Below are 20,444 nucleotides of genomic sequence, written 5' to 3'. Positions count from 1 at the left end.
TTATCAGGCCGCAGCGCTCCGGTGGCGCAGCACGGTATCGCTCTGACGGCGTCCTTTAAGCAGCAACGAAAAGTCTTCGGCCGGCATCGGGCGGTGGAACAGGTAGCCCTGAATCAGTTCGCACCCGGCAGCGCGCACCAGATCGCGCTGCAGCGGGGTTTCCACCCCTTCGGCCACGGTGCGGGTGTTCAGGCTGTGGCCCAATGCCACGATCGCTTTCAGGATCGAATGCGCGTTGCAATCGCTTTCGATGTCATGGACGAAGCTGCGATCAATCTTGATCCGGTCAAAATCAAACCCGCGCAGATAGCTGAGGCTGGAATAGCCGGTTCCGAAATCGTCCAGCGCCACGGCAAAGCCCAGCTGTTTCAGCCCTTCCAGCACGGCAAAGGCCCCGGTGCCGCGTTCCATCAGCACGCCTTCGGTCACTTCGAAAGTGATCCGCGCCGGATCGACCGCGAATTCCTGTGTCAGAACCGCCAGATCCTCCAGGAACCCGCGCGCGGTCAGTTGCAAGGGGGAAAGGTTGATCGAAATGTTGACCCCGGGCCATTCGCGGCACTGTTCAAACACCCGCCCGACTACCCACCAGCCCAGCAGCGGCATCATGCCCGCCTGCTCAGCCACCGGCACGAACAGCGCCGGACTGAGCGCCCCCAGTTCCTGATGGTTCCAGCGCAGCAATGCCTCGGCCCCGGCCACCGCGCCGGTCTCTGCATCGACAATCGGCTGATAGGCCAGCGACAGGCCATTGCCCTGCAAGGCCTTGCGCAGTTCCAGTTCCAGCAGCAGGCGGCGGCGCACCGTGCCTTCCATTTCGCGGTCGAATGCCCGCCACCGGGCACGGCCGCGCTGCTTGGCGCGGAACAGCGCAATATCGGCATTGCGCAGCAAATCTTCGCCGGTCAGCCCCTGATCCGGAGCCCAGCTGATCCCGCATGAGGCAGTGACATCGATCACCCGCCCATCGATATTGAACGGCGCGGCGAACAGCGCCATCAGGTCTGCCCCCAGCTGCCGGATCCCGCCGTGGTCGCGCGGAGCAGTGCGCATCACCACGAATTCGTCCCCGCCCAGCCGTGCGATCAGATCACTGGCGGGCAGACACTTGCGCGCGCGCGCGGCCACTTGCCGGACCAGCGCATCGCCGGCCGGGTGGCCAAGCGTGTCGTTGATGTATTTGAAATGGTCGAGATCGAGGAAGGCTACCGCCAGGCCCCGATCCTGTTTGACCGACAGGACTGACAGCTGCGCTTCGAGCCGTTCGATGAAATGCATCCGGTTGGGCAGGCCGGTCATCTCGTCATGCCGAGCGGCGTGGGTAGCCTGTGCCTCGCGCTGGCGCAATCGGGCCATGGCATTGCGCAACATCTTGATCACGCTCAGTCCGCCCAGCATGATCGCAACCAGGAATAGCAGGTAGGCAGCAAAGAACGGCCGTGTCTTGCCCCGCACCATCGCGCTGCGCAGTTCCGCGTGCCAGGTCAGCTGGCCAACCTGCACCCCGTCCTGGCTGATCAGCGGCAGTGAATTGAGTTCGTCGTTCACTGGCGCAGCGCGGGCCTGCTGCATGTCCTTGAGCAGCAATTGCCGCCCCATGCCGCCCAGAAAGGCAGGGTCGAAGAATTGCACAGCAACCAGGTGATTGGGGCTGGCGCGCAGCCGGTCAAACCGGGCGTCGGGCAGCACCGGCACCACGCTCAGCATCGCAGGCTGGCCATTGATTTGGATCAGTGCATGGCCCCAGCGGGTCAGCGGCTTGCCCTGTGCGCTAAACGGCCAGGCGGTATCCTGCAGCTGTCGCAGCTTGGCGGTTTGGCCGAACACCGCGCGATTGCTGCCCATCGCTGCCAGCTGGCGCTGCACTTGCGCACCCAGCTGGGCAAAGTCAGCGCCGCCGGCAGCAGCCGGTTCGGCCCGGCCATCGCGCCAGGCCCGCAGCATGTCCCCGCGCGGACTGACCACATAGAGCCGGTCATACCCAAAGTTCGACCACAGGAAATCGCCGATATAGGTATCCGCCCAGGCAGGATCGAGCTGACCCGATCCGATCTTGTCAAAGGCTTCGTCCCAAGTCACCTGGACCTTGATCTGCCCCGCCCCGGCCTCGGCCTGGCGATCCAGAAAGTTCACTACCAGCTGTTGCTCGTGGGTCCGGTCAAGCTTGTCGACAAAGGCGGTAGACGATCGGAAGCCCAGCGCCAGCAGCACGGAAAAGGCAAGCAGCGACAGCAGCAGGGTGACGGCAAGTTTGCCTTCCCCCACTTCGGTCATGGCCAGCCGGACCAGCCGGCGCCTTGTTCGGTCCCATTGCCCCATCCTTTCGCCCTTAGTTGCAGATGGTTAAGGATGATTTGCCAAAGTGGAGACGGTTTACACCCGCTGCATCGCCCGCGCAGAAACGATTTTCCTACATCCCTGCTCCGTGCTTAATGTTCCGGCCTCTCGATTCGAGGAGGCTTGCCCATGAACATGGAATTCGATTTCTTTGCCGCGCTGCGCCGGATGAAGGCGCAGGACGATGCCCTGCCGCCGCCACCCGCGCCGCCCCACCCGGCCCCGGTCGAGCCACCGATCAGCCCGGCCGGGCTGGCGCTGATCCAGCGTTTCGAAGGCTGCGCCCGGGCCCGCAGCGACGGGCGCTATGAAGCCTATCCCGACCCCGGCACAGGCGGAGCGCCCTGGACGATCGGCTGGGGCGCGACCGGGCGGGGGATCGGCCCCGGCACGGTCTGGACCCGCGCTGAATGTGATGATCGGCTGGCGCGCGATCTGGAGCGGTTTGCCCGCGACGTGGCCCGCGCCATCGGCAGCGCCCCCACCACCCAGAGCCAGTTCGATGCGCTGGTCAGCTTTCACTACAACACCGGCGCCATCGCCAAGGCGACCCTGACGAAGCGGCACAAGGCGGGGGATCACGCCGGCGCGGCGGCCGAATTCGGCAAATGGGTCCATGCCGGGGGCAAACGCCTGCCCGGCCTGGTCCGCCGCCGCATGGCGGAAGCGGAGCTCTATTCAAGCGGCTGACCCAAACCGGCAGCCGCTCGCCCCCGCCCTGCCCCGCTGCGGCGCAAACTGAACGGATCTGTCTGGCATACAGACCGATTGCATCTTGCAATTGACCCCGCCAGCCCCGACATTCGCCGGGTTAATCGCACCATTAAAGGGAGATTCGCGATGCGCGAGCGGCTGCAACATTATATCGACGGCAAATGGGTGGACAGCGAAGGCGGCGTGCGCCGCGAAGTGATCAACCCCGCCACGGAAGAAGCCTGCGCGGTCATCACCGTCGGCACCAAGGCCGATGTTGACAAGGCGGTTGCCGCCGCCCGCCGTGCCTTCAAAAGCTGGAGCCAGACCACGCGTGAGGAACGCCTCGCCGTGCTGGGCCGGATCGTTGAAGAATACAAGAAGCGCACCCCTGACCTGGCCCAGGCCATGGCTGAGGAAATGGGCGCGCCCGTCTCGTTCGCTGCCACCGCACAGGTCGGCGCCGGGATCGGCGGCTTCATGGGCACCATGGCCGCGCTCAAGGACTTCAACTTCCTCGAAGACGGACCGGGCTACAAGGTGGCTTATGAGCCGATCGGCGTGGTCGGCATGATCACCCCGTGGAACTGGCCGCTCAACCAGATCGCGCTCAAGGTTGCGCCTGCCCTTGCTGGTGGCAACACCATGGTGCTCAAGCCTTCGGAAGAATGCCCGACCAACGCGGCGATCTTTGCCGAAATCCTGGACGCTGCGGGCGTGCCGCCGGGCGTGTTCAACCTGGTGCAGGGTGACGGGCCGACCACCGGCAACGCCATTTCCAGCCACCCTGACGTCGAAATGGTCAGCTTCACCGGCTCGACCCGCGCGGGCATCGCAGTGGCGATCGCCGCCGCGCCGACGGTCAAGCGCGTCCATCAGGAACTGGGCGGCAAGAGCCCCAACCTGGTCCTGCCCGACGCCGATTTCGCCGCGCACCTGCCCGCCACCCTGATGGGCCCGCTGGTCAACACCGGCCAGTCGTGCATCAGCCCGACCAAGGTGCTGGTCCCGCGCGAGCGCATGGGTGAAGCAGCGGAATTCGCCAAGGCAATGTATTCGGCCACCCCGGTCGGCGATCCGATGACCGAAGGCCAGCATCTTGGCCCGCTGGTCAACAAGGCGCAGTTCGACAAGGTGCGCGGGCTGATCCAGTCGGCGATTGACGAGGGCGCAACGCTGGTCACCGGCGGCCCTGATCTGCCCAGCAACGTCAACCGTGGCTTCTACATCCAGCCGACCGTGTTCACCGACGTGACCGCCGACATGCGCATCGCGCAAGAGGAAATCTTCGGTCCGGTGGTGACCCTGATGGCCTATGACAGCCTCGATCAGGCGATCGACATGGCCAACGACACCGAATACGGCCTTTCCGCCGCGATCAGTGGCGATCCGGCCAAGGCCGCTCCTGTCGCTACCAAGCTGCGGGCCGGCATGGTTGCGATCAACAACTGGGGCCCCACCCCCGGCGCCCCGTTCGGCGGCTACAAGCAGAGCGGCAACGGCCGCGAAGGCGGTCTGGCCGGCCTTAAGGACTTCATGGAAATGAAAGCGATTTCGGGCCTGCCAGCCTGATCCTTCGTTTGCTGATCTAAGCAGAACCCCTTCCCGCCCGGTGCGGGGAGGGGTTTTGTTTTTGAACTTGGCAAGCGGCGGGAACTGCGGCCTGTCGCCGGATTTTCAGCGATCCCGTCCTATTGCCGCGTCAAGCTGAGCCAATCATACTTGTCCCGGTCTGCGGTGTTCCGCTTTGCCAGATCCGCGAGCATGCCCGCCAGTTTGGCCCCGCTCAGCCACCGGCCATCGAGCACGACCCCGGCAATCTTGCGCGTGTTCGCCACATCGACAAGCGGATTGGCATCAAGCAGTACCAGATCAGCCCGTTTGCCTACCTCGACGGTGCCGCGATCACGATCCACCCCCAACCATTCGGCGGGCAAGCGCGTGGCCGATGCGAGCGCTTCGGCGTTGGTCAGACCGGCCCCCACCAGCAGTTCGAGTTCTTCGTGGAGCGAAAACCCGCCGACCACGCCTGATGTCAGGGCATCCGACCCCGCGACCATCGGGACCCCTTCTGCCTTCAGAGCCCGAACCAGGCGGCGATGGAATTCAACCATCCGGTCGAAGTATGCTGTCAGCTTGGGCGTTGAATTCCTGTGATAGCGATTGGCGGTGAGCCATTTGCTTTGCAGGATCGGGTGCACATATTGCAGATCGGTATTCGCCTTCATTTCATCCAGAGAGCGCGTTTCGCTGGCGATCCAGCGCATGACGACCAGAGTGGGCGTGACCCAGGTGCCATTCTTCCTGGCCAGCTTCGCGAACCGAACGGCATCTTCATCGGTAAAATTGGGCGACTGCTTGGAAAACTCCTCAGCATGCGCCACCAGCGAAAAACCGGGCAGAAAGGCGCTTTCCAGCTTGCCTTCAAAGCTTTCCGGAATGTGCCCCACCGCTTTCATGCCCAGCTTGTTGGCTTCATCGACAATCGCCTGAAAAGTCTCAACATTCAGGTCCGAATAGACTTTTACGAAGTCATAGCCTTCCGCCTTGACGCTGCGGACAGCCTGACGGCCGTCAGCGGGCGTATTGACAATGCGGCCGCGTCCTTCGCCGCCATTGATGACCGCAGCCAGAGCCATGTGCGGCCCCAGCACCTGGCCCCGCGCGATTTCATTCCTTTGTCCGATCGATGCCGGGACAGCATCCAGATTGAGCACCTGGGTCACGCCATTGGCGATATAGGGTGTCATCGCATCCTGGGTGTCAAACAGCATGTTGGGCGCTTCGGTGGGATATTTTGGCGCGCGCGACATGCCGTCCGAAGGCAAGTGCACGTGCATGTCCGCCAGGCCGGGGATCAGCCATTTCCCCTTGCCATTGATCCGCACGGCCTTGGCCGGGGCGGGTCCATTCAGCGATGCAATCCGGCCATTCTGGATCACCACGGTGGCATCGCTGATGATCGCGCCGTCCGGTGTCATCGGCAGCACATATACATGTTCGATCACAGTGGCGCGCGGCTCTGCAGCTGCCGAATTTGCAGGCTTGGCCTGGGCCGCCCCCGCCAACAGCAGCAGCGCTGCAGACAGGGCCATCAAGCGGGTCTGGAACAGAGCAGGCTGCTTCGCGGGACGATCGACCATCATGACCTCACCTTTGCTAACTGGGCCTGATCACGCGAGCGTTTCGAACCATTCTGCCTGAACAGTCCGGGCAGCATTTGTCACACCCAACCAAGCACATGGGCAACAATCACCATCTGTGCCGTCAATGCAACGGAATACGCCAAGAAAATCGACCGCATAAGCGATGACGCGACCCAAACGCGCAGAGGCATCGGTGGCGGGATTTCGGGATTGTCATCTTTCGCCGGCACGATCGATAAAACGGGGACATGGCGTTTCTCCCGACCAGACTGAAGTGCAGCGCTGCACTGACGATTCCCATTCTGTCCTTACCGCACGGGCAAGGCAGGACGTGCTGGATAGGGTTTGGTGATAAGCTTTTGCGGCGGCAGGTCCGGCGCAATCTCTTTCAGATCAGACGGCCCTTCGAAGGCAGGGGAAGCGCTCGTTGCGGCCCTTGGCGCAGGGCATTTGAAGGCACGGCTCACCTCGTCCAGACTCTGCCGAAAGGGCTTGGCCTGCACCGCATAGACCGGATCGGCCCTGCCAAGCGAAGCCCCCGCGTCCGCCAGTGCGCTGCAGGCATTGCTGGGGCGGTTCATGTTGTACATGAATACAAAGGCTTGGCAGCCGTCGTTGATCGCAGTGGCCATTTCCGAACCTGCCTCGATTGCCGCGAACAGCCGGTCGGTGGTGCAGACCTTGCGCCCGGCAAGTGCGCGCGCGCTGCTCAAAGGGGTGGGTGCCCCGCGTTCCAGATGAAGTTCTGATTTCATGGTCATGAAAGCGGCAATTTCAGCGGCAAACCCGGGTGCGATCACGGCCGGCTTGCAATAGAAACTCTGCGCCTCAACCGCAGCCTTCGCGGCATTGGCATCGATAGCGCGCAGATCAAGTTCTGCGACATCGGCATAGCTGCCCGCTGCCTTGAGGATCGCCCGGGCATCGCTTTGGGCCTGCTTGTACCTGGCCGCCGCATTGTTGGCATTGGCACAGCTTCCCGCCGTGTCGCGCGCGCCATAGCGAACCACCGCCGCTTGCGCGAAGCCATAGCCAGCATTGATCGTCGTCTGCAATGCCGCCACTTGCGCGGACATATCAGGCCGCACGTAACGGGGTGACACACCAGCGGCAGAAGAGCTGCTGGATGAATAGGCCCGGGATTGGCCAACTTTATCCGGCTTGCCGCACACTGCCCTTGCGCGTGCATCCGCAACCTGGGAATTTCTGCCCAGCGCCCGTCCATTGGCGAGAACCACATCCTTGTCATACTGGCCGTTCTGGCCAATTTCAGTCAGCATGCCGATGTTGGCCCAATTGGCATTTTGCCAAGCCGCCGCTGCTCCTTTGAACAACGAACAGGCAGCGGTATTGTTACCATCCGCTTCGGCAGCTTCGCCGCGATCGAAATAGTCCCGCCCTTTCGCTGCAAGCTCGTTCGTTTTCATTTCCGCGCGCTGTTGCGCGGTTTGCGCACTGGCCGGCAAGGTGAAGAGGGCGGTGCCTGCAACCAGCCACAGCAAGGCGTATTTTCCGATCATCTCAATCCAGTTCACGCAGCTGTGCAGATCTTCCGCACAGTGCATGATAGCCAACCTGGCCACCCCGGCATTGGATAATTGCGCCACTGGGATTGCGGACAATAGCGGCGGCGACTTTGCCCTTCATGCCCCCTCCCCCCACACAAACCATTTTCCTACACGCCGCCGCGCTGTCACTCTGCGACTGGCTCTGGCGAATCTGCCTGGGGTTGTCTTTGACATTGTCGATGCGGAATTCGGGCGCAGGGTTTGGCTGCGCGGTGATGTGCTGGTGGCGGGCGGCGCGCTGGCGGGAAACTGGAAGGTCACAGATCCGGGCGGCTTTTCTGCACCATTTAACCGGATAATTTTGCCTGAAATTCAATTAGTTTTAGCCGAAACTTCGCACTGGAAGGTCACACCACTTCGCCCCCTCTTGGGTGTCTACCGCTGGCCTGACCAAGGGCGCGGATCAGGCGTAGCGGTACTGGTCCTGCCCGCCGTGGGCGCCGTCCTTGGTGCTGCCGTCGATCGGCGGGGCCAATTCGCGGCGGATCGTGGCTGCCCGGGCGATCAGGGCGTCCTGCGCCTCGTCGCTGAAGCGGCTCCAGCCTTCGCGGGTCAGGCGTTCAAGCGGGCGGTAACGCACTTTGTACTGCATCCGCGCCGAACCATCGACCCAGTAGCCGAGGTAAACGTAGGGCAAGCCCAGTTCCGTCGCGCGGCGGATGTGATCAAGGATGATATAGTTGCCAAGGCCGCTGCGGCCTTCCTGATCGGGTTCGTAAAAGCTGTAGATCATCGACAGGCCATCGCCCTGCCGGTCAGTCAGGCAGGCGCCGACCAGCCGGCCGGGCGTGCCATCGGCGCGCGGTTCGCGGTATTCGATGACATAGCTGTCAACCGGGGTGTGCTCCACCATGTCGGCAAAGTCGACCTCGTCCATGTTGGCCATGCCGCCGCCGGGATGGCGCACGCCAAGGTAGCGTTGCAGCAGTTCAAACTGTTCAGCGGTGGACCAGGGACGACACATAGTAGCGATCAGGTCTGAATGGCGGCGCAGGCTTTTGCGCTGGGTGGCAGAGGGACGGAACTCCTTCGCCACGACCCGCACCGAAACGCAGGCGTTGCAATCCGCACAGCTGGGGCGATAGGCGACGGTCTGGCTGCGGCGGAACCCGATCCGGCCCAGCGCGTCGTTCAGCTCGTCCGAATGCGGACCTTTGAGCTCCGTGAACACCTTGCGTTCGCTTTTGCCCGGCAGATACGGGCACGGCGCGGGGCTCGTGACGAAGAACCGGGGGAAGCGAACGGGGGCCGTCACGGAAACGCCATATCCTTAATTTCGGACTACCCGCACCTTATGCCCATGCGGGGGGCGCGTTGAAAGAACTTTAACCACGAAACATGGTTGGCAAAGGGTGAATTTGCACAGGCGCACGTATTCCCGCCAAAGCGGTGCGCAAAACGGTACAGGTGGGGCGGGCTTAGTTAAGCTCGACGGAATCGACCGCGTAACCCTTTTCGCGCAGGCTCTCGATCAGGGCTTCCAGCTGCTCGCGGTCGCGGGCTTCGCATTCGATGTCGGTGATCAGACCCTTGGCCGGCAGATGGGTGAAAATCCGCTGGTGGTAGATCTCGATGATGTTGACATTATGCGCGTCAAATTCGCGCATCACCTTGAACAGCGCGCCGGGGCGGTCTTGCAGGGTGAGGCGGAGGCGGGCGAGGCGGCCAGAGCGGGCGAGATCGCGCAGCAGCACGTTGGCGAGCAGCCGGGTGTCAATATTGCCGCCGGTGATCGGGATGCCGATCTTGCGCCCCTTGAACCGCGCCGGATGCGCCAGCACCGCCGCCAGCCCCGCCGCGCCCGCGCCTTCGGCCACGGTCTTTTCGATCTGGAGCAACAGCGACACGGCCCGTTCCAGCGCAGATTCGCTGACCAGCACCACATCGTCGAGCAGGCGGCGCAGCACCTGTGATGTGAACGCCCCCGGTTCTTTCACCGCGATCCCTTCGGCCAGGGTATCGCCGCCGCAGGGCAGATCGTTGTGCTTCAGCCGGTTGTACATCGAAGGGAACAGTTCTGCCTCTACCCCGATCAGCGCGATGTCGGGCTTGATCGCCCGCGCCGCCGTGCCCATGCCCGAGGCAAGCCCGCCGCCACCAACCGGCAGGACCAGCATGTCGAGTTCCGGCACCTGTTCCAGCATTTCCAGCGCCACGGTGCCCTGCCCCGCGGCAACATGCGGATCGTCGAACGGGTGAACGAAAGTCAGCCCCAGCTCATCCTCCAGCTGGCGGGCATGGGCCGATGCTTCGTCAAAGGTTTCGCCGAACAGCACCACTTTGCCGCCCAGCACTTCGGTCTGCTGCACTTTCACGGTCGGCGTGGTGCGCGGCATGACGATGGTTACCGGGATCCCCAGCCGCGCGCCGTGATAGGCCAGGCCCTGGGCATGGTTGCCCGCCGATGCCGCGATTACCCCGCGGTTGGCCTGCTCTCCCCCCAACAGCAGCATCGCGTTGAGCGCACCGCGTTCCTTGTAAGCTGCCGTAAACTGGAGGTTTTCGAACTTCAGCCAGATGTCTGCCCCGGTGATTTGCGACAGGGTGCGGCTGTAATCCATCGCCGTGCGGACCACTGCGCCTTCAATCCGGCCCGCCGCCGCACGCACGTCGTCCAGGGTCAGCAGCGAGGCCGTGTCTTGCGCGGCGGGGTTCGTGGCGGTGTTCATGTCCCGCGCGCCCTAACGGAAAGCAGCGCCCCATGCAAACCCGCGCAGCCCGCCGTGTGGTTACCCCGATTTAACCACGTCGCTTCGCCTTTCCCGAACCTGTTGCGGTCTAAAGAGATGTTCAACGGAGCGGAACTTGCGCTTCACGGGGGACTTGCGGGATGAAGAAAATGCCGATCCGACCGGCGCCGATCGCCGCAGCCGTGCTTGTTGCCGCCCTGCCTGGCGCGGCGCAGGCCGAAGCCGTCCAGACCAATACCGCCACCGCCCAGGTGCTCGATACGATCCAGTTCGCAGTGCTGCTCGACATGAATTTCGGCCACGTCGCGCTGCGCGACAACGCCAATGGCGGCGTGGTACTGATCGATCCTTCGTCGACCGGCCGGTCCTGCGATACGGCGCTGGTCTGCGCGGGCAGCTTTGCGCCATCGCAGCTGGAACTCACCGGCAGCGATGCCGACGTGCAGGTAACTTTTGATCCCACATTCCAGCTGACCGGTCCGGGCGCTCCGATCCTGGCCGAACCGCAGTTTCCCGGCGGATCGGGAACGGTCGTGCGGATCAGCGGGGGCAGTACGGTGGTAAAGCTGGGTGCGCGGCTGAACATCAATCCCAATCAGGCGCCGGGCGTCTACACCGGGCAATTCAGCGTCAACCTCGAATACTATTGAGGGTGCCCCGCCAAGCCGATAGAGCTTGGCGAATGAGTGAACCCAAAAACGTATCCTTCCTGGGTCTTGGCGTGATGGGCGGGGCGATTGCCCGGCACATCGGCAATGCCGGACACCGGCTGACCCTGTACAACCGCACCCCGGCGCGGGCTGAACGCTGGCGCGAGGCTAACCCCGGGTTGGACGTGCGGCTGGCCGGCAGCCCGGCCGAAGCCGCCGAAGGTGCGGACGTGGTGCTGACCTGTGTTGGCAACGATGATGACCTTGCCGATGTGGTGCTTGGCCCGACCGGCGTGTTCACCACGCTGAAGCGCGGCGCGACCTTTATCGACCACACCACCGTCAGCGCCCGGATCGCCCGCCAGATCGCGGTTGAAGCGCGCGATCTTGAGGTGCACTGCGTTGATGCCCCGGTCACCGGCGGACAAGCGGGCGCAGAGAACGGCCAGCTTTCGATCATGTGCGGCGGCCGCGCCGATGCAATCGCGGCGGCCACCCCGATCATGCAGGCCTATGCCAAACGGATTGTCCACGTGGGCAAGGCCGGGGCCGGGCAATCGACCAAGATGGTCAACCAGATCGCCTTCAGCGGGATCATCGCCACCCTGTCCGAAGCCCTGCGCTTTGCCGAAGCCTCGCACCTCGATCTCGACAAGGTGTACGAAGCGATTTCGGGCGGTGCCTCGCAAAGCTGGCAAATGGACAACCGCTGGCACACCATGGCCAAGGACGAATTCGATTTCGGCTTTGCGGTGGACTGGATGCGCAAGGATCTGGGCCTGACGCTGGAAGAAGGCCGCTCGATTGGTGTATCATTGCCGGTCACCGGGCTGATCGACCAGTTCTATGCCGAAGTGCAGGCGCTTGGTGGCGGACGGCAGGATACCAGCGCGCTGGTGCGCCGCCTGCCCCGGCGGGTGAAGAAGTGAGGCGCATGAAAATCCTTCCCCACAGGGGGAGGATTTTGGCCGCCCTTGCCCTCGCCCTGCCCGCCCCGGTGCTCGCTGATACGCTGGTCGATAATGTCGATGGCGTAACCCTCGACGCGACCGGTGGGATCGACCATTTCACCGGCCTGCTGGTGGGCGATGATGGCCGGATCGTGCAAGTGCTGCGCCGCGGTGACAAGCGGCCGGGCAAGGTTGACTATCTGGTCGATGGCAAGGGCCGCTACCTGATGCCCGGGCTGATTGACAGTCACCTCCATGTGATGGGGATCGGGTTTGGTGCCCTGACGCTGGATCTTTCGGAAACGAAGTCCTTGGCCGAAGCACAGGCAAAGATTGCCGCCTATGCCAAACAGCACCCGGACCGCCCATGGATTCTGGGGCGCGGCTGGAACCAGGAGTTGTGGCAGCTGGGCCGGTTCCCCACCGCTGCCGAACTCGACGCCTTGGTCCCGGACAAGCCGGTCTGGCTGGAGCGCGTCGATGGCCATGCTGGCTGGGCCAACAGCCGCGCGCTGGCGGCGGCCGGGATCACGGCGCTGACCAAGGACCCTGCAGGCGGCAAGATCGATCGTGTGCTTCCGGGCGGAAAACCGGCGGGCGTGCTGGTGGATACCGCCATGGCGCTGATCGATCGCAAAGTGCCCGAACCGCGCCCCGAAGACCGCGATCTGGCGCTGGCCAAGGCGCAAGACCTGCTGCTGGCGCGCGGGGTAACCTCCGCTGCCGATATGGGCACTTCGATCGAGGACTGGCAAAGCTATCGCCGCGCGGGCGATAATGGCGCGCTGCGGATCCGGATCATGGCCTATGCCGGCGGGACCGAGGCGATGGAACTGATCGGCGGGCCGGGCCCCTCACCCTGGCTTTATGACGACCGGCTGCGGCTGAACGGGGTCAAGCTTTACGGCGATGGCGCGCTGGGATCGCGCGGGGCTAGCCTGAAGGCACCCTATGCCGATGCACCCGCCACCAAAGGCTTGCGGATCACCGCCGATACCGCGCTCAAGAACATGATGAGCCGCGCCGCGCTCGATCACTTCCAGGTCGCGGTCCACGCCATCGGGGACGAGGCGAACGCCGCAGTGCTGAACGCGATCGAGGATCTGGCGCTGACCTACAAAGGTGACCGGCGCTGGCGGATCGAACATGCGCAAGTGGTCGATCCGGCGGACATTGCCCGGTTCGGCAAGCTGGGCGTGATCGCATCGATGCAGCCGGTCCACCAGACCAGCGACCGCACTATGGCCGAAGCGCGGCTGGGCCCGGCACGGCTGGCCGGGGCCTATGCCTGGAAAGGCATTCAGGCAGGCGGCGCAAAACTGGCTTTTGGATCAGACGCGCCGGTCGAGCTGCCCGATCCCTTTGCCGGGCTGGCGGCGGCGATCACGCGGCAAGGCCCGGATGGACAGCCATTCGGCGGCTGGCAGCCGCAAGAACGCGTGACGCGCGAAGAAGCGCTGGCAGCCTATACCGTGAACGGTGCCTATGCCGGGTTTGCCGAAGGCCGGTTTGGCCGGCTGGTGCGCGGCGAACGGGCGGACTTCCTGTTGGTGGACCGCGATCCGATGCTGGCCGCACCCGGCGACTTGCGCGAAACCAAGGTGCTGCAAAGCTGGGTAAACGGACGGCTGGCCTGGGATAGTGCTACGGCGAAGTAGGCACCGAAAGGCCCCTTCCTCTTTAGAGGAGGGGGTTGGGGGTGGTGCTGGGCGTTACGCAAATGTCGCTGCGCGAGCGCGGCCAAGGCCGCGCCACCACCCCTACCCCTCCTCTGAAGAGGAGGGGGAATCGATCTGCGCAGTACCTTCCACCGCTTTCGCTTCCTTGCGTTCGCCCAGCCACATCACGATCAGTGATCCTTCGAACAGCAGTAGCATCGGCACCAGCAGCATCAGCTGCGACACCACGTCGGGGGGCGTAATCACCGCCGCGACGGCGGTAATCGCGACAATCACATAGCGCCGCATCCCCGCCAGCTGCACCCGGCTGACGATCCCGGCGCGGTTGAGCAGCAGCAGCAGGACCGGCAGCAGAAAGCTGATCCCGAAAGCCAGGATGAACTGCATCACCAGCCCCAGGTAATCGCCGGTGGCCGGCATGGCTTTCAATTCAAGCCCGCCCTTGTTGCCTTCAAACCCCAGCATCCATTCGAACGCGGTGGGCATGACCACGTAATAGGCCAGCGCCGCACCCATGGTGAACAGCACCGGAGTCATGATCAGGAACGGCAGGAACGCCTTCTTTTCCTTGGCATAGAGCCCCGGGGCGACAAAGGCCCAGATCTGGTTGGCGATCACCGGGAACGACAGGCAAAAGGCCCCGAACAGCGCCACTTTCAGTTCCACGAAGAAGGCTTCGTAAAGCTTGGTATAGATCAGTTCGTTCTGACCGGCCCTGATCAGCGGCTGGACCAGAAAGGCCAGGATCTGGTTGGCGAAATAAAGGCAGATGCAAAAGGCCAGCGCCAGTGCAAGGATCGCGCGCAGCAACCGCGAGCGCAGTTCGATCAGGTGGTCGAGCAGCGGGGCCTGGCTTTCATCGATGTCGTGAACCTGGAATACCATCGGGTCAGACCTTTGGCGCGGCGGGTGCGGCTGCGGGATCGGCAGCAGCTGCCACATCCTGCGGCGCAGCGGGCGGCGTGCCAGTGCCCGGATCCTGCCCGACCAGAGCCGCTTCCGCGCTGGCCGGGTTGGGGTGCGCCGGATCGGGGTCCGCCGCAGCGGGATTTTGCGCCATGATCGCGGCGTTCTGTTCGCGCCACTGCTTTTCCATTTCCTCCAGCTCCGCCTCGCGGATCATGGATTCGATGCCGGACCGGAAATGCCCCGAAACCCGCCGGACCTTGCCGATCCAGCGCCCGGCCGTGCGCAGCGCGCGGGGCAGGTCCTTGGGGCCGATAACGACGATCGCCACGATCGCCGTAAGCAGCATTTCATCCCAACCAATATCAAACATGGCGCACTCCGCCCGAAAGGGACGGGCTTACTGCTGCGGAGTCTGGTTCTGGTCGGTCGCCGGTTCGACGACGGTTGCAGCCGGCGGCGGGATCTGGGCCGAAGGCGGGGTCGGCTTGGCCTCTTCGTTCATGCCTTCCTTGAAGCTTTTGATACCTTTGCCGAAATCACCCATCATTTCGGAAATGCGGCCACGGCCGAACAGCACCAGCACCACCAGCGCCAGAATGACCAGGTGCGGAAGTGAAAGACCCATCGATTTACTCCTGATTGGACCAAGGCAGCGCATCGCCCGTCCGGTTGGCCCCATGTAAGCCATGTATGCGTGATTTGCGAGTCACTGTCGACAGATCGCGAACATTGATCTTCGCCGGACCGCCCGGGCTTAGGACTCCGCTTCGACCTCATCCGGACCGGTATCGGGCGCGTCTTCCTGGCCCGGCACGTCCATCGCCGCCGCCAGCGCATCCTCCACCGGATCGAGCAGCCCGGCGGCGCGCAATTCGTCGATTCCCGGCAGGTCGCGGCGGCTTTCAAGGCCGAAATGGGTCAGAAAATCGGGCGTGGTGGCAAAGATCACCGGACGTCCCGGCACTTCGCGGCGACCAACAATCCGCACCCAGCCGGCCTCCATCAGCACGTCCAGTGTGCCCTTGGCGGTCTGCACGCCGCGGATCGCTTCAATCTCGGCGCGGCTGACCGGTTCGTGATAGGCGACAATAGCCAGCACTTCGGTGGCCGCGCGGGACAGGCGGCGCACTTCCTCACGCTCACGCCGGAGCAGATGGGCAAGGTCTGCCGCGCTCTGAAAGTGCCAGCGCTTGCCACGCTCAACCAGTTCGATCCCGCGCCCGTGATAGAACGCCTGCAATTCCGCCAGCGCCGCCTTCACCTCTGCCCCACCCAGGTGGGTGGAAATCGCCTCAGCGCTCATCGGTTCTTCCGCTGCGAACAGCGTCGCTTCCACCGCGCGGACCAGATCGTCGGGCCGATCACCCTGAGCTTGTCGAAGGGCGGGCCGGGTCATGCCTTGATTCCCCGCAGCAACAGTGGGCCAAAGGTGTCCTCCTGCTGCAATTCCGCCTTGCCCAGCCGCGCCAGTTCCAGCGCGGCGACAAAGCTGCTGGCCAGGGCGGACCGTTTGAGCCGGGGATCGGCATGCGGCGGCAGAAAGCTGCGCAACTCCATCCAGTCGATATTCACGCCCAGCATCGCGGACACGCGCGACAGGGCGCTGTCCAGCGTCATCACCATGCGGTCACGCACCATGTGGACCACCGGCTGGGTGCGCGCCTTGACCTGGCCATAGGCCTGAACCAGCGCGAACCAATCGCACTGCCACAGGTGCTTGCGATCCACCCGCAGTCCTTCGGGTGCGCCGCGCCGGAAAGTGTCGCGGCCCAGCCGGTCACGCCCCAGCAGCCGCCCCGCCGCATCGCGCATCGCCGCCAGCCGCTGCAACCGCAGTTGCAGACGCATCGCCAGTTCTTCGGGACTGGGATCGACTTGCTCGTCACGCGGCAGCAGCAGTGCCGATTTGAGGTAGGCGAGCCAGGCCGCCATCACCAGATAGTCCGCCGCCAGTTCCAGCCGCAGCGCTTCGGCGCGTTCGATATAGGTCAGATACTGATCGACCAGTTCCAGGATCGAAATCCGCCGCAGGTCCACCTTCTGCCGCCGCGCCAGATCAAGCAGCAGGTCCAGCGGCCCTTCCCAGCCATCAAGTTCCAGATAGAGCGCCGCATCATCCGGCGCGGCGCTGGCCACTCCCTGCCAATCATCCTCGGGCAGAGTCAGCGCGGGGGTGTCATCCAGGTCGCTCATGCAGCCAGCTCCAGCAGCGTATCGCGCTTGGCCAGCAGTTCGGCCTGCCGCCCCGCCGCGCCATCGACCCGCGTTACCGCCAGCGCACGTTCCAGCCGCACGGCGGTTTCCGGCCCCATCACCGGCAAGCGGCTGGCGATCCCGACCATGTCGGGCATCCGCCCCCAGCAATTGAGCGCAATGTCGCAGCCCGCCGCGACTGACGCTTCGGCGCGTTCCGGCACAGAGCCGGACAGCGCCTCCATATCCAGGTCATCGGTCAGCAGCAGTCCGCCGAACCCGATCCGTTGGCGAATGATCCGTTCGATCACAAAGGGCGACTGGGTAGCCGGATGATCCCCGTCCCAGGCGGTGAATACCAGATGCCCGGTCATCGCCATCGGTGCGTCGGCCAGTGCCTTGAACGGGGCAAGGTCCAGTTCCAGTTCTGCGTCGCTGGCGGTTACGGTCGGCAGTTCCTTGTGAGTATCGACCAGCGATCGGCCATGGCCCGGCATGTGCTTGATCGTGCCGCAGATCCCGGCGCGTTCCAGCCCGTCCAGCACCGCGCGGCCGATCGCGGCGACCCGCATGGGCTCGCTGCCATAGGCGCGGTCGCCGATCACATCGTGCGCGCCGGGCTGGCGCACATCGAGCACCGGGGCGTGGGTGCAGGTAATCCCCACTTCGGCCAGATCATGCCCCAGCGCCTCGGCATTGGCGCGCGCGGCCTCAATCGCTGAGGCGGGGGCAAGGTCATAAAGCCGGTCAAACGCTTCACCAGCGGGATAGGCCGTCCATTCAGGCGCCTTCATCCGAGCGACCCGGCCGCCTTCCTGGTCAATGGTGATCAGCAGGCGTGCGCGGCCATGGATGTCCCGCAAGCTATCGGTCAGCGCGCGCAGCTGCGCCCGGTCCTGCACGTTGCGGCCGAACAGGATGTAGCCCGCCGGATCCGCATCGCGGAAAAAGGCGCGTTCATCGTCAGTCAGGGTCAGCCCGGACAGGCCGAAAATCGCAGGAGTCATGCGGCAAAGGCTCGCAGGTGCGGGCAGATTCGGCAAGGGTAAGCAGGCCCCGGGGTGTGGATTACCCCGGAGCGGCCGCGCTTACTTAACCTGGCAGGAAATTCCCGCGCTTTTCAGCCGGCTGCACAGTGCATTGGCTGCGCTGCTATCGGGAGCGACCGCCTGAAGGCGATAGACTGTGCCGATATCGGCGCTGCCCGCCACCACGCGGTGCGGCACGCCGGACAGTGCGCCGCCGGCCTGGCCGACCAGCTTGCTCCAGCCAGCTTCGGCAGTCGATTGCGAGGAGAAAGCGCCAACCTGCACCCCGACACCGCCCGCAGCGGGCGCTGCGGCGGGCGCAGCACCGGCCTTGGCCCCGGCCGGCGCAGCAGCAGGGGCTGCCGATGCCGGAACCGCAGGCGCGCCGCCCAGCTGGGCCGGGCGGTTCTGCCCTTCGGACACGGCGAAGCTTGAATCCCCGGTTCCGTCAAAAGTCTTGCCGCCGGGATCCTTGGGTGCTTCCTTGTAGGGGGCACCGGGCGCCTCGATCGTGCTGCCATCGGCCACCAGCGCCGGATCGGGCGTGCGATGGGTAGCCCACCAGATTCCGCCAACAATCGCCGCCAGCGCGACCAGACCCATCACCACCAGCCCTAGCAGGCGCCCGGTGTTGGTTCCTTCGTATTCGCCCCAGTCTTCGTCTTCCGAGCTTTCCAGCCAGGGCAGCCGTTCTTCCTCATCAGACAGGTCAAGCTGCTGCGTTTCCAGCGGTTCGCCGCCGAGCTCTTCAGCGTGGTCCTGCCAGCTGTCTTTCTCATCGCCCGTCATGGTCACATTTCCTCCACCGCCTCAACGCCGAGCAGCGCGAGGCCATTGCGGACAAGTTGCCCCATTTGCGTGACAAGATAAAGCCTTGCGCCGGTAAGTTTACCATCCTGTGCCACGATGAACCGCTTTTCCGGCTTGTCATTGCCCAGATTCCAGTAACCATGGAACGCGGCGGCCAGATCGTTGAGGAAAAACGCGACCCGGTGCGGTTCGCGCGCGCTGGCGGCGGCTTCGACCAGACGGGGGAACTGTGCGGCCAGCTTGACCAGCGCCAGCTCTTCCTCGCCCAGCAGATTCAGGTCGGTGTCAGCGGGCAGAAAGCCTTCGCCTGCGGCCTTGCGCAGGGTCGAACGGATCCGGGCATGGGCGTACTGCACATAGAACACCGGATTGTCCTTTGACGCTTCAACCACTTTGGCGAAGTCAAAGTCCATCTGCGCTTCGGGCTTGCGGCTGAGCATGGTGAAGCGGACCACATCCTTGCCCACTTCGCGCACCACATCGGCCAAAGTCACGAAGTTGCCGCTACGCTTGGACATTTTGACCGGTTCACCATCGCGCAGCAGCTGCACCATCTGCACCAGCTTGACTTCGAACGGAGTGGCTTTGCCTTCGGCCCCGGTCATCGCGGCGACGGCGGCCTTGATCCGCTTCACGGTCCCGGCATGGTCCGCGCCCCAGATGTCGACCAGTGCATCGGCGCTGGCGGCCTTCTGGAAGTGATAGGCGAGGTCGGCGCCGAAATAGGTCCAGTTGCCGTCGCTCTTCCTGATCGGGCGGTCCTGATCGTCACCGAATTTGGTCGAGCGGAACAGCGGCAGTTCGACCGGCTCCCAATCGTCCAGCGTCTTGCCCTTGGGCGCTTCAAGCTGCCCGTCATAGACCAGATCGTGCGCGCGCAGCCACGCCTCGGCCTCTTCGGGCTTGCCCGCGGCCTGCAGTTCGGCTTCGGAACTGAACAGATCGTGGTGGATGCCCAGCAGGGCAAGGTCCGCCTTGATCATCACCAGCATGTCGCTGACCGCTTCCTGACGGAACAGCGCGAGCCATTCGCTTTCGGGGGCGGAAACGAATTTGCTGCCGTAATGGGTCGCCAGCCGGTGCCCGGTGGGGACCAGATAATCGCCGGGATAGAGCCCTTCGGGGATCTCGCCCACGTCCTCACCCAGCGCCTCGCGGTAACGCAGATGGACCGAACGCGCGAGCACATCGACCTGCCCGCCGGCATCGTTGACGTAGTATTCGCGGATCACCGTGTGTCCGGAAAACTCCAGCAGCGCCGCCAGGGCATCGCCCACCACGGCGCCGCGGCAATGGCCCATGTGCATCGGCCCGGTCGGGTTGGCGGAGACGTATTCGACGTTGACGGTCGATCCCCCGCCCACCGCCGAACGGCCATAATCATCGCCCAGCGCGGCAATCGCGCCGAGTTCGGTCAGCCAGGCGCTGTCTGCCAGTCGCAGGTTGATAAAGCCGGGTCCGGCAATCTCGGCGCTGGTTACTTGTGCAACTTTGGCCAGCTCTGCCACCAGAGCTTCGGCCAGCGCGCGCGGGTTCATCGCCGCAGGCTTGGCCAGGACCATCGCGGCATTGGTTGAAAGATCGCCGTGGCTCGAATCGCGCGGCGGCTCCACTGCAACGGCGGCGCGGCTGAGGCCGGACGGCAGAGTGCCCGCCGCCTCCAGCGCATCAAGCGCAGCAGCGACATGCCCGGCAAAGGCGGCGTGGAGAGTCTTGGTCTGGGTCATGGCGGGCGGTTAGCCTGTTTTGCGATTCATTGAAATCCTCCCCCTCTGGGGGAGGTGGCAGCGC

At 64.2% G+C, this 20,444-nt stretch carries 18 protein-coding genes; 5 read left to right on the top strand and 13 right to left on the bottom strand.

Annotated elements, in window-relative coordinates:
* Nucleotides 1-3: 3 nt before the first annotated feature.
* A complete protein-coding gene (locus MNBBLIKP_RS08565; protein WP_217896669.1) occupies nucleotides 4-2,274 on the bottom strand; it encodes a putative bifunctional diguanylate cyclase/phosphodiesterase in 2,271 nt (756 codons plus the stop codon).
* A 192-nt stretch (nucleotides 2,275-2,466) separates the two neighbouring features.
* Here MNBBLIKP_RS08565 and MNBBLIKP_RS08560 point away from each other — a divergent pair, with 192 nt between their 5' ends.
* Together MNBBLIKP_RS08560 and MNBBLIKP_RS08555 are read left to right on the top strand one after the other, a co-directional pair.
* A complete protein-coding gene (locus tag MNBBLIKP_RS08560) occupies nucleotides 2,467-3,027 on the top strand; it encodes a lysozyme (RefSeq protein WP_088309460.1) in 561 nt (186 codons plus the stop codon).
* 150 nt (nucleotides 3,028-3,177) lie between these two features.
* Nucleotides 3,178-4,602, top strand: a complete 1,425-nt coding sequence (locus tag MNBBLIKP_RS08555) for an aldehyde dehydrogenase family protein (protein WP_088309457.1) — start codon at nucleotides 3,178-3,180, stop codon at nucleotides 4,600-4,602.
* A 119-nt stretch (nucleotides 4,603-4,721) separates the two neighbouring features.
* Here MNBBLIKP_RS08555 and MNBBLIKP_RS08550 read toward each other — a convergent pair whose 3' ends face one another.
* The 4 genes from MNBBLIKP_RS08550 to MNBBLIKP_RS08535 form a co-directional block, all read right to left on the bottom strand.
* On the bottom strand, nucleotides 4,722-6,176 hold the full coding sequence (locus MNBBLIKP_RS08550) for an amidohydrolase family protein (RefSeq protein ID WP_217896668.1): 1,455 nt from the start codon (nucleotides 6,174-6,176) through the stop codon (nucleotides 4,722-4,724).
* Nucleotides 6,177-6,484: 308 nt separating this feature from the next.
* The gene (locus MNBBLIKP_RS08545; RefSeq protein WP_140420560.1) at nucleotides 6,485-7,711 is read right to left on the bottom strand and encodes a hypothetical protein; all 1,227 of its coding nucleotides are present in this window, start codon (nucleotides 7,709-7,711) and stop codon (nucleotides 6,485-6,487) included.
* Nucleotides 7,712-8,147: 436 nt separating this feature from the next.
* Nucleotides 8,148-8,999 carry an arginyltransferase gene (locus MNBBLIKP_RS08540; RefSeq protein WP_088309452.1) on the bottom strand — a complete coding sequence of 284 codons (852 nt, stop codon included), beginning with the start codon at nucleotides 8,997-8,999 and terminating at the stop codon, nucleotides 8,148-8,150.
* Between the two features lie 163 nt (nucleotides 9,000-9,162).
* Nucleotides 9,163-10,413, bottom strand: a complete 1,251-nt coding sequence (locus MNBBLIKP_RS08535) for a threonine ammonia-lyase (protein WP_088309450.1) — start codon at nucleotides 10,411-10,413, stop codon at nucleotides 9,163-9,165.
* 170 nt (nucleotides 10,414-10,583) lie between these two features.
* Here MNBBLIKP_RS08535 and MNBBLIKP_RS08530 point away from each other — a divergent pair, with 170 nt between their 5' ends.
* The 3 genes from MNBBLIKP_RS08530 to MNBBLIKP_RS08520 are packed head-to-tail and all read left to right on the top strand — an operon-like array spanning nucleotide 10,584 to nucleotide 13,692.
* Nucleotides 10,584-11,084 carry a DUF4402 domain-containing protein gene (locus tag MNBBLIKP_RS08530; protein ID WP_176399718.1) on the top strand — a complete coding sequence of 167 codons (501 nt, stop codon included), beginning with the start codon at nucleotides 10,584-10,586 and terminating at the stop codon, nucleotides 11,082-11,084.
* 32 nt (nucleotides 11,085-11,116) lie between these two features.
* Nucleotides 11,117-12,013: an NAD(P)-dependent oxidoreductase gene (locus MNBBLIKP_RS08525; protein ID WP_088309444.1), complete on the top strand. Its 897-nt coding sequence runs from the start codon at nucleotides 11,117-11,119 to the stop codon at nucleotides 12,011-12,013.
* Nucleotides 12,014-12,018: 5 nt separating this feature from the next.
* Nucleotides 12,019-13,692 (top strand): amidohydrolase, encoded by a 1,674-nt coding sequence (locus MNBBLIKP_RS08520; protein WP_088309442.1) that lies wholly within the window; start codon nucleotides 12,019-12,021, stop codon nucleotides 13,690-13,692.
* 102 nt (nucleotides 13,693-13,794) lie between these two features.
* Here the strand turns inward: MNBBLIKP_RS08520 and tatC are convergent, their stop codons facing one another.
* From tatC to argS, 8 genes are all read right to left on the bottom strand, one after another.
* A complete protein-coding gene (gene tatC / locus MNBBLIKP_RS08515; RefSeq protein ID WP_088309440.1) occupies nucleotides 13,795-14,598 on the bottom strand; it encodes a twin-arginine translocase subunit TatC in 804 nt (267 codons plus the stop codon).
* 4 nt (nucleotides 14,599-14,602) lie between these two features.
* Entirely contained in the window at nucleotides 14,603-14,992 is a 390-nt protein-coding gene (tatB, locus tag MNBBLIKP_RS08510; protein ID WP_088309438.1) for a Sec-independent protein translocase protein TatB, read from the bottom strand.
* Between the two features lie 27 nt (nucleotides 14,993-15,019).
* Nucleotides 15,020-15,247 (bottom strand): twin-arginine translocase TatA/TatE family subunit, encoded by a 228-nt coding sequence (gene tatA, locus MNBBLIKP_RS08505; protein WP_088309435.1) that lies wholly within the window; start codon nucleotides 15,245-15,247, stop codon nucleotides 15,020-15,022.
* 129 nt (nucleotides 15,248-15,376) lie between these two features.
* Complete coding sequence (gene scpB / locus MNBBLIKP_RS08500; protein WP_088309433.1) at nucleotides 15,377-16,018, bottom strand: SMC-Scp complex subunit ScpB; 642 nt, start codon at nucleotides 16,016-16,018, stop codon at nucleotides 15,377-15,379.
* Nucleotides 16,015-16,815 carry a segregation and condensation protein A gene (locus MNBBLIKP_RS08495; RefSeq protein ID WP_088309431.1) on the bottom strand — a complete coding sequence of 267 codons (801 nt, stop codon included), beginning with the start codon at nucleotides 16,813-16,815 and terminating at the stop codon, nucleotides 16,015-16,017. The genes scpB and MNBBLIKP_RS08495 overlap by 4 nt, the downstream gene beginning before the upstream one ends.
* Nucleotides 16,812-17,822, bottom strand: coding sequence for a beta-N-acetylhexosaminidase (nagZ, locus tag MNBBLIKP_RS08490; protein WP_088309429.1), 1,011 nt, complete (start codon nucleotides 17,820-17,822; stop codon nucleotides 16,812-16,814). Before nagZ ends, MNBBLIKP_RS08495 begins: the two co-directional genes overlap by 4 nt.
* An 81-nt stretch (nucleotides 17,823-17,903) precedes the next feature.
* A complete protein-coding gene (locus MNBBLIKP_RS08485) occupies nucleotides 17,904-18,632 on the bottom strand; it encodes an SPOR domain-containing protein (protein WP_088309428.1) in 729 nt (242 codons plus the stop codon).
* 2 nt (nucleotides 18,633-18,634) lie between these two features.
* On the bottom strand, nucleotides 18,635-20,380 hold the full coding sequence (gene argS, locus MNBBLIKP_RS08480) for an arginine--tRNA ligase (protein WP_088309426.1): 1,746 nt from the start codon (nucleotides 20,378-20,380) through the stop codon (nucleotides 18,635-18,637).
* Nucleotides 20,381-20,444: the final 64 nt, after the last annotated feature.

Origin of the sequence: Novosphingobium sp. B 225 (assembly GCF_002198665.1) — a bacterium.
Taxonomy (GTDB): domain Bacteria; phylum Pseudomonadota; class Alphaproteobacteria; order Sphingomonadales; family Sphingomonadaceae; genus Novosphingobium.
This window is presented reverse-complemented; position numbering and strand designations above follow the sequence as displayed.